Origin of the sequence: Pseudomonas sp. B35(2017), from assembly GCF_002113645.1 — a bacterium.
GTDB lineage: Bacteria > Pseudomonadota > Gammaproteobacteria > Pseudomonadales > Pseudomonadaceae > Aquipseudomonas > Aquipseudomonas ekonensis.
Genome location: NZ_NEIZ01000026.1, coordinates 1 through 13,416 on the forward strand (window position 1 = coordinate 1; position 13,416 = coordinate 13,416).

General features: G+C 64.9%; 13 protein-coding genes. 1 reads left to right on the top strand and 12 read right to left on the bottom strand.

Annotated features, from left to right (window positions below; all coding sequences use genetic code 11):
• From tssD to CAG41_RS26695, 7 genes are all read right to left on the bottom strand, one after another.
• Positions 1 to 180, bottom strand: a 180-nt coding sequence (gene tssD, locus CAG41_RS26665; RefSeq protein ID WP_139834976.1) for a type VI secretion system tube protein TssD, incomplete at its 3' end; no start/stop codon positions are given.
• Between the two features lie 308 nt (positions 181 to 488).
• Positions 489 to 1,874: a VOC family protein gene (locus CAG41_RS26670; protein ID WP_085707700.1), complete on the bottom strand. Its 1,386-nt coding sequence runs from the start codon at positions 1,872 to 1,874 to the stop codon at positions 489 to 491.
• Between the two features lie 88 nt (positions 1,875 to 1,962).
• Entirely contained in the window at positions 1,963 to 3,183 is a 1,221-nt protein-coding gene (glcF, locus tag CAG41_RS26675; RefSeq protein ID WP_085641084.1) for a glycolate oxidase subunit GlcF, read from the bottom strand.
• Between the two features lie 2 nt (positions 3,184 to 3,185).
• Complete coding sequence (gene glcE / locus CAG41_RS26680; RefSeq protein ID WP_085707701.1) at positions 3,186 to 4,235, bottom strand: glycolate oxidase subunit GlcE; 1,050 nt, start codon at positions 4,233 to 4,235, stop codon at positions 3,186 to 3,188.
• The gene (glcD, locus tag CAG41_RS26685) at positions 4,235 to 5,734 is read right to left on the bottom strand and encodes a glycolate oxidase subunit GlcD (RefSeq protein WP_085586674.1); all 1,500 of its coding nucleotides are present in this window, start codon (positions 5,732 to 5,734) and stop codon (positions 4,235 to 4,237) included. Before glcD ends, glcE begins: the two co-directional genes overlap by 1 nt.
• The gene (locus CAG41_RS26690; RefSeq protein ID WP_085633859.1) at positions 5,731 to 6,657 is read right to left on the bottom strand and encodes an alpha/beta fold hydrolase; all 927 of its coding nucleotides are present in this window, start codon (positions 6,655 to 6,657) and stop codon (positions 5,731 to 5,733) included. The genes glcD and CAG41_RS26690 overlap by 4 nt, the downstream gene beginning before the upstream one ends.
• Before the next feature lie 22 nt (positions 6,658 to 6,679).
• Positions 6,680 to 8,134 carry an NAD(P)/FAD-dependent oxidoreductase gene (locus tag CAG41_RS26695; RefSeq protein ID WP_085586676.1) on the bottom strand — a complete coding sequence of 485 codons (1,455 nt, stop codon included), beginning with the start codon at positions 8,132 to 8,134 and terminating at the stop codon, positions 6,680 to 6,682.
• Positions 8,135 to 8,311: 177 nt separating this feature from the next.
• On the opposite strand from CAG41_RS26695, the gene CAG41_RS26700 reads away from it, so the two are divergent.
• Positions 8,312 to 9,394, top strand: a complete 1,083-nt coding sequence (locus CAG41_RS26700) for a diguanylate cyclase (protein WP_085633863.1) — start codon at positions 8,312 to 8,314, stop codon at positions 9,392 to 9,394.
• A 102-nt stretch (positions 9,395 to 9,496) separates the two neighbouring features.
• Here CAG41_RS26700 and CAG41_RS28710 read toward each other — a convergent pair whose 3' ends face one another.
• From CAG41_RS28710 to astA, 5 genes are all read right to left on the bottom strand, one after another.
• A complete protein-coding gene (locus CAG41_RS28710) occupies positions 9,497 to 9,673 on the bottom strand; it encodes a hypothetical protein (protein WP_170930082.1) in 177 nt (58 codons plus the stop codon).
• Positions 9,670 to 10,350: a transposase gene (locus CAG41_RS26705; RefSeq protein WP_085707702.1), complete on the bottom strand. Its 681-nt coding sequence runs from the start codon at positions 10,348 to 10,350 to the stop codon at positions 9,670 to 9,672. Before CAG41_RS26705 ends, CAG41_RS28710 begins: the two co-directional genes overlap by 4 nt.
• The gene (locus CAG41_RS26710) at positions 10,347 to 11,120 is read right to left on the bottom strand and encodes a hypothetical protein (RefSeq protein ID WP_085707703.1); all 774 of its coding nucleotides are present in this window, start codon (positions 11,118 to 11,120) and stop codon (positions 10,347 to 10,349) included. Before CAG41_RS26710 ends, CAG41_RS26705 begins: the two co-directional genes overlap by 4 nt.
• Positions 11,121 to 11,307: 187 nt before the next feature.
• Entirely contained in the window at positions 11,308 to 12,177 is an 870-nt protein-coding gene (locus tag CAG41_RS26715; protein ID WP_085586680.1) for an oxaloacetate decarboxylase, read from the bottom strand.
• A 158-nt stretch (positions 12,178 to 12,335) separates the two neighbouring features.
• The gene (gene astA / locus CAG41_RS26720) at positions 12,336 to 13,370 is read right to left on the bottom strand and encodes an arginine N-succinyltransferase (protein WP_085586681.1); all 1,035 of its coding nucleotides are present in this window, start codon (positions 13,368 to 13,370) and stop codon (positions 12,336 to 12,338) included.
• Between the last annotated feature and the right edge of the window lie 46 nt (positions 13,371 to 13,416).

Consider the following 13,416-nt stretch of genomic DNA (forward strand, 5'->3'; position numbering starts at 1 on the left):
GGTTGGCTGGCCGGACTGCGGGTCACGCGGGATGATCACGTCGTGGCTGAACGCCTGAACCATGACCTGGTCTTCGTGACCTTCCTGGTAGGTGTTGCCAACGGAGTCGGCGGTGAAGGCGCCGGCAGTGATCAGGCCTTGTTTTTCGCCGGTAACCGACATGTACGCTGGTGTTGCCATGGGAGGTGCTCCTTGCGGATTGAGTTAGGGTGCCCGGGAGGCGGAATCGCCCGGTGGGTGCCTGACTGTTATCAAGGAGCGTGCCATAAATTAAAAAACCTATATAAATCAGTGATTTATATAGGTTTTTCTTAACGGAAGGCGATCGGGCCAGGGAAACCTGCGGAAAGTGCGCAAGAAGTTGCGCAGTGCTGCGCAACTTCTTGCGCACTCGGCTGGAGGCCGCGTCGCTTAAGGCTTCCAGCGTGCCGTGTCAGACGTTTTGCGGAATGATTGCGCAACTTCTTGCGCAGCATGGCCACCTGACCTCAGAGACGTTTCAGACCCAGTGCCTCAGCGCACGCCTCCAGTGAACGCCGCTGGGTGTCGGCATACAGCGCCAGTTCATCGATGGTCGTGCGGCCCAGCGCCTGCTCGAAGGCCTGACGGTTCGAGTGTTCGCCGTAATGCGCCTGCGCCGCATCCCCCAGGTTCGACTGAAAGATCCCCGCCGCGCTCACCGGCAGGAAATCTTCGTACACCAGCGGCTCCGCTTTCACATGGCCGTCGCGCAGCAGTTGGGCCAGCGAAGCCTCGCCGGGACGCTCCGCCAAGCCCTGTTCGGTGGCGAAATAGCGGAAGTAGGCCAGTTCCTGTTCCCGCATGCCGTCGAGGCTGTCAGGAAATTCGCTGAAATGCTGGGTCATCAGCGCGTTGTAGCGTGCGGCATTGCCCTCGTTGGGGAAGTCGCCGAGCTCGTCCCGGGCGGCGTTCAGCAAGCGATCGTACAGGGCGCGGCCCTTGGGCGTCAGTGCGGCGCCGCGTTGCTCGATCTCGCCGAAGCGAGCGCTGTGGCTGCCATGGGTTTGCGCTTGGTCGGTGAAGGCGACCGGTTCGTCGAGGGCCTTGAAGCTGGTCTGGCGCAGCAGGATCGGGCACTGCCGGCGCGGCGGGCCTTCGACCACGGCTTTGGGGGTGATGCCGTGCAACGGCATCTGCGCCTGCACGATGTCGATGTCCAGGGTGCGCGGGGTCAGGTGGTTGATGTGCGGGCCTTTGAAGGCGACGACGTCGGCGATCAGGCGGTGCTGGGCACTGAGGGTCTGGTACTGCGCGGCGGTGACGGTGGCGCTGTGGTGCCAGCGAAAGGTCTCCAGCGCTTGCAGGACAAATTCCTCGGCCTCGGCTTCGGTGAGGCCGCCGGCGGTTTCCGCCTGTTCGATCAGGCGCAGGGCGGCCGGGGTGAAGATCGAGCGCCGATCCAGCACGGACTGGGCGAACGCCCGCAGTTCAGGATCCTCGATCAGTTCCAGGCGCAGCAGCGAGGTGAATACCCGGAACGGACTGACCTGCAACGCCGCCTCGTGCACCGCGCGAAACGCCGTGGAATGAACCGGCACCCCCGCCGGCGTCAGGTCGTAGTAGCCCACCGGCTGCATGCCCATCACCTGGAACAGGCGGGCGAGGGTGGCCAGTTCCGTGGCGGTGCCGACGCGGATCGCGCCGTGGCGCTCCATGTCCAGCCGCTGGATTTCGCCGGTGTCGGCCAGTTGCCGGGCAATGTGCGGATCCCGGGCGAGCACGTCGCGGTTGGTCTGTTCCACCAGTTCCATCAACGCGCCGTACAGCGGCACTTCTTCGCGGTACATGTCGGACATCGCCTTGGAGAAGCGTTGACGGATCAGGTCGGGGCTGACGAAAGGCTGCACGGTCATGAAAAAAATTCCTGGCACGGTCACGTAAAGGATGGAGGAAAAGATCGCAGCCTTCTCCTGCGCGGGCAAACGAAGAATCCTACGGACTTCATTCTGCCAACGACTGATCCACCAGTTCGATCCAGTGCTTCACCGGCGTGCGTCCGGCGCCGGCCAGATGGCTCTGGCAGCCGACATTGGCGGTGACGATCAGATCCGGGCGGCCGCTTTCCAGGGCGTTGAGGCGGTTGTCGCGCAGTTGCCGGGCGAGCGTCGGTTGGGTCAGCGAATAGGTGCCGGCCGAGCCGCAGCACAGGTGGCCGTCCGGCACCGCCGTGAGGTTGAAGCCCAGACGGGTCAGCAAGGCTTCCACGGCGCCGCCCAGTTTCAGCGCATGTTGCAGGGTGCAGGGGCAATGCACGGCGATGCGGCGTTGGCCGGCGCTGCACATCTGTTCTAGGGGCTCTTGCGCCAGGACCTGCACCAGATCCAGCGACCGTTCGCTGACCTGCCGGGCCTTGTCCGCGTAGGCCGGGTCGTGCGCCAGCAGATGCCCGTAATCCTTGATGAACGCGCCGCAGCCGCTGGCAGTCTGGACGATGGCCTCGGCGCCGCTCTCCAGGTGCGGCCACCAGGCGTCGATGTTGCGGCGGGCACGCTCCAGCCCCTTGGCCTGGGCATCGAGGTGGTAGTCGAGGGCGCCGCAGCAGCCGGCTTCGCTGACCGGGGTGACGCTGATGCCGAGCCGGTCGAGCACCCGGGCCGTCGCGTCGTTGGTGTTGGGCGACAACCCGGGCTGCACGCAACCTTCCAACAGCAGCACCCGACGCGGGTGGCGCGGGATCGGGCGCGTGCCGTTCGCCGAGGAAGGCGCCGGCAGCTTGTCCTCCAGAGGACGCGGCAGCAGCGGACGAAACGTGGCGCCGATCCTCAGCAAACCCTTGAACACGCCCGGATTGGGCGCCAGGGCCCGCAGGCTTTCGCGCAGCAGGCGCTGGCCCGGCGGGCGCGGCACGGCGCGGTCGACCATGGCCCGGCCGATGTCCAGCAGGTTGTGGTAGTCGACCCCGGATGGGCAGGTGGTCTCGCAGTTGCGGCACGACAGGCAGCGGTCCAGGTGCAGTTGGGTCTGCGCGGTCGGCGGTGCGCCTTCGAGCACTTGCTTGATCAGGTAGATGCGCCCGCGCGGGCCGTCCAGTTCGTCGCCGAGCAATTGATAGGTCGGGCAGGTGGCGTTGCAGAAGCCGCAGTGCACGCAGGTGCGCAGGATCTTTTCCGCTTCGGCTGCCCGGGGCAGTTGCCGGGCCTGTTCGCTGAGGATGGTCTGCATGGTTAGAGCTCCGCGTACATCCGGCCGGGGTTGAACAGCCCTTGCGGGTCGAGTTGCGCCTTGAGCTGGCGGTGGTAGCGCATCAGCGCCGGGGCCAGCGGCTGAAACGGCGTGTCGCTGGCGCCATGGCTGAAGCAGGTGGCGTGGCCGCCGAGCTCATGGGCGATGCGCTGAACGTCGGTCGCATCGGACTTCAGCCAGCGCTGAGCGCCGGCCCAGTCGACCAGTTGCGCACCAGGCAGCGCCAGCGCTCCGGTGGTAGGGGGCAGCGAAAGGCGCCACAGCGGCGGGCCTTCGTCGAAAAAGCTGAGGCGCTGGTCGTTCAGATCCGACCAGAAGGCCGAATCCAGCGGATCGCCGCCCAGCCGTTGATGAGCGGCGGACACCGAACCTTCACCGCCCTCAAGGCGCAGGTACAGCGCCACTCCGTCATGGCAGGCGCCGCTGATCGGCAGCGCTTGCCGGCCCCAGTCGACGAGGTTGGCCAAGGCCCGCGTGCAATCGATCTCCAGACGCAGGCTCAGGCACTGCCGGGGTGTGGGCAGCACCTTCAGCGAGACTTCGGTCAGCACGCCGAGGCAGCCGTGGCTGCCCGCCAGCAAACGGGAAAGGTCGTAACCGGCGACGTTCTTCATCACTTCGCCGCCGAAGCGCAGGTGCTGACCGAGGCCGGTGATGATCCGGGTGCCGAGGACGAAGTCGCGCACCGAGCCGGCCCAAGGGCGCCGCGGCCCCGACAGCCCCGTGGCGATCATGCCGCCGACCGTGGCGCAATCGCTGAAGGACGGCGGCTCGCAGGGCAGCATCTGCCCGGCGGCGTCGAGTGTCGCCAGCAGCTCATTCAGCGGCGTTCCGGCCCGCACGCTGACCACCAGTTCCGACGGTTCGTAGCGCACGATGCCCCGGTGGGCGCGGGTGTCGAGCACCTCGCCGGCCACTTCGCGTCCGAGAAACGCCTTGCTGTTGCCGCCCTGGATCTTCAGCGGCGTGGCGTCGGCCCTGGCCCGGTTGACTTGATCCAGCAGCGCGTCGGCCGCATCCCGATCAGTCATCAGAAACGCTCCAGGTCGGGAAACGGCAGTTGCCCGGCATGGATGTGCATCGCGCCGAATTCCGCGCAGCGGTGCAGGGTGGGGATGTTCTTGCCGGGGTTGAGCAGGCCGCGGGGGTCGAACGCCACTTTGACGGCATGGAACGCGCTCAGTTCGTCGCTGTTGAACTGCGCGCACATCTGGTTGATTTTCTCGCGGCCGACCCCGTGCTCGCCGGTGATGCTGCCGCCGACCTGCACGCACAGTTCCAGGATCTTTGCGCCGAGGGCTTCGGCGCGCTCAAGCTCACCGGGCCGGTTGGCGTCGAACAGGATCAGCGGGTGCATGTTGCCGTCGCCGGCGTGGAACACGTTGGCCACCCGCAGGCCGTACTCCGCGCCGAGCCGGGCGATGCCGTGCAGCACGCCGGGCAGTTCGCGGCGGGGGATGGTGCCGTCCATGCAGTAGTAGTCCGGCGACAGGCGCCCGACGGCCGGGAAGGCGTTCTTGCGTCCGGCCCAGAACTTCACCCGTTCGGCTTCGTCCCGCGCCTGGCGCACCTCGGTGGCGCCGGCCCGTTGCATTACCTCGCGCACCCGTTGGCAGTCGTCGTGCACATCGGCTTCGACGCCGTCCAGTTCGCACAGCAGGATCGCCTCGGCCTCCACCGGGTAGCCGGCGTGGATGAAGTCTTCGGCGGCGCGCAGGGCGAGGTTGTCCATCATTTCCAGCCCGCCGGGGATGATCCCGGCGGCGATGATGTCGGCGACCGCACGGCCGGCCTTTTCCACCGAGTCGAAGCTGGCCAGCAGCACCTTGGCCACCGGCGGTTTGGGCAGCAGTTTGACGGTGACTTCGGTGATGATCCCCAGCAGGCCTTCGGAGCCGGTGAACAGCGCCAAAAGGTCCAGGCCGGCGGAATCGAGCGCGTCGCTGCCCAGGGTCAGGCGTTCGCCCTCGACCGTGAGCACTTCCAGCTTGAGCAGGTTGTGCACGGTCAGGCCGTACTTGAGGCAGTGCACGCCGCCGGCGTTTTCCGCGACGTTGCCGCCGATGGAACAGGCGATCTGCGAGGACGGATCCGGCGCGTAGTACAGGCCGTACGGCGCGGCGGCCTGGGAGATCGCCAGGTTGCGCACGCCGGGCTGAACCCGCGCGGTGCGTGCGTCCGGGTCGAGGTGCAGGATCCGGTCGAAGCGCGCCATCACCAGCAGCACGCCCCGGTCGAGCGGCAGCGCGCCGCCGGACAGTCCGGTGCCGGCCCCGCGCGCCACCACCGGCACCCGCCGCTGGTGGCACAGTTTGAGCAACGCCTGCACCTGCTCCAGCCGACGGGGCAGGGCGACCAGCATCGGCGTGGTGCGGTAGGCGGAGAGGCCGTCGCACTCGTAGGGCTTGAGCTCTTCTTCGCGCCACAGCAGATCCAGGTCCGGCAGGGCCTGCCGCAAGGCCTTGAGCAGTTCGCCCTTGTCGACATCGGGCAGGGGGCCGTCGAGACGCTCGTCGTAGAGGATGTTCATCGCAGGGTGCCCAGGAACTCCCGGTACAGCCGCGCCGTGTTCGCCGGCTGTTCGACCATCGGCATGTGCCCGACGCCGTCCCACACGTCGACCCGCAGGTTGGCGATGCCCTTGCTCCACACCGGCACGCTGCTGACGTCGATCAGCCGGTCCTTGCGGCCCCAGAGCAGCAGCGCCGGGCATTTGATGTCGGACAGTTTCGGCTCCATGGGCGGGCTGGCGCGGAAGTCGCGGAAGATCTCTTCCAGTTCGTCGCGCTGGTTCTCGTAGCGCTGGGCGATGGCGTCCAGCACCAGCCCCGGCACCCAGGGCGGCGACGCCATGGTCATGGCGTAGAAGCGTCGGAACTCCTCGCGGGAGTTGATCAGGAACGGGTTGTGCCCCCGGGCCAGGTGCCGCTCCATGTCGCTGGCCTCCGGCGCGGTGACGCCGGCGGGGTCGACCAGCGCCACCGAGGCGATGCGCTCGGGGTAGGTCGCCGCCAGCCACGCGGCGATGTAGCCGCCCATCGAGTTGCCGATCACGTGCACTTTCTCCACGCCGCAGACGTCCAGCAGCTGGATCATCCGCTTGGCCTGCACCGGGATGTCGTAGCCGCCGCCGGCCTTGAAGCCGGTTTCGCCGTGGCCCGCAATGTCCGGGACGATCACCCGGTACTGGCTGACGAAATGCCGGGCGAAGCGCAGCCACAGGTTCTTGTCGGCGCTGAAGCCGTGCAGCATCAGGATCGCGCTGGACGCCTCGTAGGGCCCGCCTTGCCAGGTCGATACGCTCATTTCGGCGATGGGCACCTCAATCTTGTGCAAGCGGTACAGTTTGGCCTCGGCGGCCGTGCTCAGGTCGTAGAGCCAATGGCCGACCGCCGGGTAGCTCAACCAGCTCCAGGCCACGAAAACCGCGAGAGCGACAAAGAGCACAAGCATCGGACGTCTTCCTTATACGTGTTCAGGACAGAATGTGGTCGGCCGGCTTCAGCGACCGCGTCAGGCGGTGGTAGCTGAAGCTGAACCCCGGAAACATCGCGATCACATGACCGCTCCTGCTTTGGTACCAGCTGTGGCAGCCGCCGGTTTTCCAGACCGTGCGCTCCATTTCCCGGTGGATCATCTGAGTGTAGGTACGTTCTGCCTCGGGGCGGACTTCGATGCTGCGCAGGCCCCGGGCCTTGAGGGTGCGGATGCAGTCGAGGATGTAGTTCATCTGCGATTCGATGATGAACAGCGCCGAGGTGTGGCCGATCCCGGTGTTGGGGCCGGTGACGATGAACAGGTTGGGGAAGTCCGGCAGGCTGGTGCCCAGATAGGCGCGCGGGTACTGCGCCCAGACGTCGCGCAGCCGGACGCCGTTCTTGCCGCTGACCGGGTAGGAAATCACCCCGTCGGTGGCGTCGTAGCCGGTGGACCAGACGATCAGGTCCACGTCGATGTGCTGGCCGTCGGTGGTGACGATGCCGGTTTCGTCGAGGGCGGCGATGCCCTGTTCGCGGCTGTGCAGGGTCACGTTCGCGCGGGTCAGCGCGGGGTAGTAGGTGCTGGAGAGCAGCACCCGTTTGCAGCCGATGGTGAAGTCCGGGGTGAGGCGCTGGCGCAGGTCCGGATCGGCCACCTGGCGCTTGAGGAAATTCAGGGCCTGGCGCTGCACCAGGTGGATCGCCGGCTTGGAGTACTTGAAGGCGATCACCCGGGTTTCGAACTGCCAGTAGATCAACCAGCGCAGCAGCTTGTAGGCCGGTTTGAGGCCCAGCAGCCAACGCTGGAAGCGGCCGAAGGTGCGGTCGGCCCGCGGCAGCACCCAGTGCGGCGTGCGCTGGAACACATGCAGTTGCGCCACCTCCGGGGCAATCGCCGGAATCACCTGCGCCGCGCTGGCGCCGCTGCCGACGATCGCTACCCGTTTGCCCCGGTAGTCGTAGGCGTGATCCCAGTTGTTCGTGTGAAAGCTCTTGCCCCGGAAGCGTTCCGCGCCCGGAAAGTGCGGGATGACCGGCTGGCTCAGCGGCCCGGTGGCATTGATCAGGAACTGTGCGTGGAACGTTCCTTTGGCGACGGTGTGCACGGCCCAGCGCTTTTGCGCGTCGTCCCATTCGATGCGCTCGACGTTCGCGCCCAGCTCCACCCGCTCGCGCAGGCCGAACCGCTGCGCCACGTGTTCGGTGTAGCGGTGCAGTTCGGCTTGCCCCGCGAACATCTGCGTCCAGGGGTAGGGCGCGAACGACAGCGAATACAGCGGCGACGGCACGTCCACCGCCGCGCCGGGGTAGGTGTTCTGGCACCAGGTGCCGCCGAAGAAGTCCCGCCGTTCCAGCAAGCGAAAATCGTCGATGCCGGCCTTGAGCAGATTCACCGCGGCGCACTGGCCGCCAAAACCGCTGCCGATGATCAACACTTGATAGGTCTGCATGCGCCTCCTTCTTATAGTCGTTTTTCCGTTTTCCTCCTTTCATGTATAGCCAATCATTTGCCCGGTGTCGGGCCCGGGCAGTGCGATCGGTGGCCCGCTGGCCGGTGATGGCTAATTGAGGGTGCCCTGTTAGACTCTCAGCACATCCGTCTTCCGATGCGCGCAGTAGAGGCCCCTATGGAAAAAGCGGGAGGTCAGGGAAGAAAAGGACTGTCGTTGGCCAGGAGGCTGCATACGTCGCGAACCCTCGGGCTGGCGCTGGGGCTCCTGTGTGTGGGGGCGGCGATGCATCCGCTCGGTCCGCCGCCCTGGGTCTGGGCGCTGATGCTGTTCAACGGGTTGTTGTGGCCGCACCTGGCCTTTCAATGGGCCCGCCGGGCCCGCGTGCCTTACCATGCCGAACACCGCAACCTGCTGATCGACGCGTTTCTCGGCGGCTTCTGGGTCGCCGCCATGCAGTTCAACCCTTTGCCCAGCGCCACCACCGTCTCGATGATGGCGATGAACAACGTCGCCATCGGCGGGCTGCGCTTTCTGCTGGCGGGACTGGCGGCGCAACTGTTGGGGATCGGCGTCGGGCTGGTGGTGTTCGCGCCGGCGTTCGTGCCGCCGACCACGCCGCTGCAACTGTATGCGTGCCTGCCGCTGCTGATGCTGTATCCGCTGGCTTTGGGCTGGATCTGCTTTCGCCAGGCCTACACCCTGGGCCTGCACAAGCGCGAGCTGCTGGCCCTGAGCCGTACCGACAGCCTGACCGGGCTGCTCAACCACGGCGCCTGGAAAGACCGGCTGCAGATCGAGTTCCAACGCTGCAAGAGCCTGCAGAAGGGGGCGGCGATCGCCCTGATCGACATCGATCACTTCAAGGCCATCAACGACACCTACGGCCACGGGGCCGGCGACATCGTGCTGCGCCAACTGAGCAAGACCCTCAGGCAGAACCTGCGCAACGCCGATGTGGGCGGGCGCTACGGCGGCGACGAATTCTGCGTGATTCTGCCGGACATGCCGCTGTTCAACGCCGCCCAGGCCATGGAGACCTTGCGCGAGCGCTTTTCCTTTCTGGCGTATGAGCAGAACCCGGCGTTGAAAGTCAGCCTGAGCATCGGGCTGGCGGCGTTCGACCCGTCCCACGCCGAGGCCACCCAATGGCTCGACGACGCCGACCGGGCGCTCTACGAGGCCAAGAGCGGCGGGCGCAACCGGGTGATGTGCTACAGCGACGGCAAGCACCGGCGCGAAGCGCTCGGTTCGGTCTGAAGGGGCGGGCAAGCGGCTGCCCCCGCCTTGGGGAGTGTTGAAGAACAGCGAGACGGCAGTCCTTGCGGACTGCCGTCGGGCGAAGGGTGGCTTGCGCTGGCCTTACTTTTGTTGAGGCAAGTTCCAGAACTGCTTGATTTCGTGGATGTTGCCCACGTTGTAGCGCGGCATGAAGCTGGCGCATGGGGATTGGGCTGCGGTCTTGACCGGCGTGTTGATCAGCTCGGTGCCGGCGCGCAGCAGTGGTGTTTGGGTCCAGTTTTCGAGTGGCGTGTTCATACAGATTTCCTTTCTGGTTGAGCGGACGCAGAGTGCAGTCCGCGTTGGAGCAAGGACAGCAGGTACTCAAAGACCGCTGTTTCCTGCGTGGCGATGCCGGGGTAGGTCGGCACCAGGTTCTCGTCGAAGCACCAGGCTTCTTCGTTTTTTGTCGTCTGCCGAGGATGAATGATCAGGCTCAGCGAGGCGGACATCGTTTCGGGTGGAAGCTGGCGGTGAATGTCATACAGCGGCGACATGTGCAGAACATGGCCGGGTGCAAGTTTCACGCTGCGCTCGTCCCCCAATGAGGGTTTTACGCCGGCTTTCAATGGCGTGCGGTCAAGGATTGCGCGCAATGTCGTTGTATAGCCGTCACCGCTGTAGCCGACCGCATACATTTCAAAGTCATGCGAATGGTAAAGGTCATAAATGAATGTCTGTTTTTCATCCGTTGATATGACCGGTGACCAGAATCCGAGGCGCAGCGTATATAAGTCGTTGTAGTGCAATACAAACGCATAAGGGCTGTAAAGGGTGTTGCGCGTGCTGAAACCGTTTTGCTGAATGGTGTTGTAGAGATGCTCGCTCAAGAGTGTCCGGTTTGTCGCAAGTTGTTTGAGGTCTTCGATGATGCTCGACTTGTCGACACTGGGGTCGTAATTCGCCATACGCTCGATGAACGTCTGCAGTTTCATGCGGCTTCGCTCCGTCGTTCGAGCAATTGGTCGAGACGTGGGTTGTTCAGTTTCCTCAATAGCGGCACATATCGCCGGGCTGTGTCTTGAGCGTGCTGATCGATGATCTGAAACGCTTTCCACGCAACGGCCGGGTGGTAGTGGTGGATCAGCTCTTCGGCCACCCTGACGGCCTCCGGATCCTGTGCCGCCTCAAGCAGTTCGAGGCTGACCAGGTAGCGCGCGGCGCTGTCGTCGTGGGGGAACCAGGCGACCTTGCGTAGCGAGGACCGGTCAAACACGCTGATGTCGGCGCTGCGAACGGGCAGGTTGATACTGCCGACCAGCACGGGCGTAGGGCCCTCGGACGGGACGCACTCATACAGGGTATGTCGGCCGTCGATGAGCAATGGATCGCGATCCGTGACGGTCACGCGCCTGGCGAGACTCAGCCGGTCGCCTTCGATGCCGTACAGCTGGACAGAGAAACGCTCAGAGTGGACGGGAAAGAGGATGCTGTGTCCCGGCACTGAATAAAGAACGGTCGAACTGGTGCTGCTCAGGGTTCTGACGCTGATGTTCGCGTCATCGGTGCAGTGCAATGTCAGCGTTTGGGTGTACGGATTGACGTTGTCGAGAATGGTTGCCCGCTGCTGTTGTTTGGCAGAGGTCTTGATGTTGCTGTAGAGATGGTTGGAAAGTTCTTGGATTTCTATTGTCAGGTTTAGGTTCTTTATTGCTTCGGCTAATTCTGCAGGGGCCGAATTGTAGTGTTTGAGCAGGTTGATCATGGTGGCGTTTTTAGGTTTGTTTATATGCCGCCATTCTCTTGTTGAGGTGTTGTTTGTGCAATGTTTGGGTTGTTATCGGATGTTTGGAGTTGTTGTCTTTTATGTAAGCCCAAGGCTGCATTGACCCTGCCCGGCGACATTGCGTCGACCGGTCGGATCAAACAGTGCGTTTCAAATCTTGAAGAAGTTACTCCTTGACGCTCATGTATTCCTTCGCCCAGAGGATGTAGTCCTCAGGCTGCGTATAGGTGTGCGTCAGTTCGGTGGCGCTCAGGTCCGAGGCCTGGGTGAAGATCTGCCGCTGTTCGCGCAGGCTGTCGTAGGTCGCCTTGATGGCCGCGAAGTAGGCGCCGTGGCCGTCGATGGCTACGCGCACGCCCAGTTCGGCCAGGCGTTTGTCGTCGCGCAGCGCCGGGTTGCCGTAGGTGACCAGCATCAGCGGCACGCTCAGGTGCTCGGCGATCTGTTCCAGTTGGTCGAAGTCCTGCACGCCGACCATGCAGATGCCGTCGGCACCGGCGGCCTGGTATTGCTTGGTGCGGCTGATGATTTCCTGGTTGGGCAGGATGCCGGCGTTGGTGCGGGCGATGATGGCCATTTCCGAATCGACCCGGGCCTCCAGGGCCGCGCGGATCTTGCCGACGCCTTCGGCGACCGAGATCAGGTCGGTGGACTTGCGGCCGAACTGGGCCGGCAGCAGGGTGTCTTCGATGGTCAGGGCGGCGACGCCGGCGCGCTCCAGCTCGACGATGGTGCGCATCACGTTGAGGGCGTTGCCGTAGCCGTGGTCGGCGTCGGCGATCACCGGCAACTGGGCGACGCGGCCGATGCGGGTGGCCTGTTCGGTGAATTCGCTCAGGGTGATCAGGGCGAAGTCCGGCGCGCCCAGCACCTGCAGGGACGCCACCGAGCCGCCGAGGATCCCCACTTCGAAGCCCAGGTCGGCCGCGATGCGGGCGGACATCGGGTCGAACACGGAAGCGGTGTGGTAGCAGGCGCCTGAGGCCAGCAGCTGACGGAAGTTACGGCGCAAATCTTGATGGGAAAGCCTGGACATACTGATTCCACCAATACAAGGGAATGGAAAGGCTTGAGCAAAGGTGTCAACGCCGAAGAATCAAGAGGCTATCACGCGAATGGGTCAAGGATCATGACGAATTTGCAAGGCGGGAGAAAGCGCACCGCAGCGGGAGCAAGCGCCCTCGCCGCTAAGGGTCAGGCTGCGGCGGCCTGCTGTTGTTGGTTGGGCAGCAGCACCGCCCGCACCGAGTCGCCCGGCTGCAGTTGCAGGCGCTTGGCAGTGAGGCGGTCGACCACCAGGCTGCCGCCGACCCGGCGGGCCTGGGCGGCGGTGATGCGGCAGTTCTCCAGACGGCGGTTGTGGATCAGCCACTGGGGCGCCTGGTCGTCCGGCGTGCCGAGGGCCAGGGTCAGCTCCAGGCTTTCGCGCACCGTGCGGATGCTGTGGACGGGGGCTTCGATCACCGGACCGCCGTCGAAGATGTCGATGTAGCCTTTGTGGATGAAGCCCTCGGCCTGAAGGATCTTCAGCGCCGGCTCCGTGGTGGGGTGCGGCTGGCCGATGACCGCCTGGGCCTGCTCGGTGAGCATGCAGGTGTACAGCGGCTGGCGCGGCATCAGTTCGGCGATGAAGGACTTGTTGCCCAGCCCCGACAGGTGATCGGCGTGGCTGAAGTCCATCTGGAAAAAGTGCCGTCCCAGGCTGTCCCAGAACGGTGAGCAACCCATCTCGTCGGCGCTGCCGCGCAGTTCGGCGATCATCTTTTCGCCGAACAGGTGCGGAAACTCGGCGACGAACAGCAACCGCCCCAGCGACAGCAGGCGGCCGTTGCTGCCGTGGCGCTGGTCATGGCCCAAGAACAGCGAGCACAGTTCCGATTGGCCGGTCAGTTCATTATTGAGGAACAGCGTCGGGATCTGACGCTGGATGCCCAGGTCCGGTGCCGAACTGACGGTCAGCCCCACCCGGTAGTTGTACCAAGGCTCGCGCAGGCCGATGGCGCCGGTCAGGGCGCTGACGCCGACCACGCGCTGTTCGTCGTCCTCGAGCACGAACAGGTAATCCGCGTCGGCCCGCTCGACCTGCCCGCAGAAGGCGCGCCTGGCCCAGCGCACCCGGTGGGCCAGACGGTCTTCATTGGCCGGCAGGGTGGTGAACCCCGGACCGGCCTGGCGCACCAGCGCCATCAAGGCCGGCAGGTCGCTGACGTGAACCGGGCGGACAATCATGCTGCAACTCCTTCTGCGCGCCTGCTGGGACGCTGGTTCGGGGCAA

Excerpts from the sequence above, each read along its gene's own strand:
- astA (WP_085586681.1), bottom strand. The coding sequence starts at position 13,370 with ATGATTGTCCGCCCGGTTCACGTCAGCGACCTGCCGGCCTTGATGGCG.
- CAG41_RS26695 (WP_085586676.1), bottom strand. The coding sequence starts at position 8,134 with ATGCAGACCTATCAAGTGTTGATCATCGGCAGCGGTTTTGGCGGCCAG.
- CAG41_RS26705 (WP_085707702.1), bottom strand. The coding sequence starts at position 10,350 with ATGAAACTGCAGACGTTCATCGAGCGTATGGCGAATTACGACCCCAGT.
- glcF (WP_085641084.1), bottom strand. The coding sequence starts at position 3,183 with ATGCAGACCATCCTCAGCGAACAGGCCCGGCAACTGCCCCGGGCAGCC.
- CAG41_RS26690 (WP_085633859.1), bottom strand. The coding sequence starts at position 6,657 with ATGCTTGTGCTCTTTGTCGCTCTCGCGGTTTTCGTGGCCTGGAGCTGG.
- glcE (WP_085707701.1), bottom strand. The coding sequence starts at position 4,235 with ATGACTGATCGGGATGCGGCCGACGCGCTGCTGGATCAAGTCAACCGG.
- CAG41_RS26710 (WP_085707703.1), bottom strand. The coding sequence starts at position 11,120 with ATGATCAACCTGCTCAAACACTACAATTCGGCCCCTGCAGAATTAGCC.
- CAG41_RS28710 (WP_170930082.1), bottom strand. The coding sequence starts at position 9,673 with ATGAACACGCCACTCGAAAACTGGACCCAAACACCACTGCTGCGCGCC.
- CAG41_RS26715 (WP_085586680.1), bottom strand. The coding sequence starts at position 12,177 with ATGTCCAGGCTTTCCCATCAAGATTTGCGCCGTAACTTCCGTCAGCTG.
- CAG41_RS26670 (WP_085707700.1), bottom strand. The coding sequence starts at position 1,874 with ATGACCGTGCAGCCTTTCGTCAGCCCCGACCTGATCCGTCAACGCTTC.
- CAG41_RS26700 (WP_085633863.1), top strand. The coding sequence starts at position 8,312 with ATGGAAAAAGCGGGAGGTCAGGGAAGAAAAGGACTGTCGTTGGCCAGG.
- glcD (WP_085586674.1), bottom strand. The coding sequence starts at position 5,734 with ATGAACATCCTCTACGACGAGCGTCTCGACGGCCCCCTGCCCGATGTC.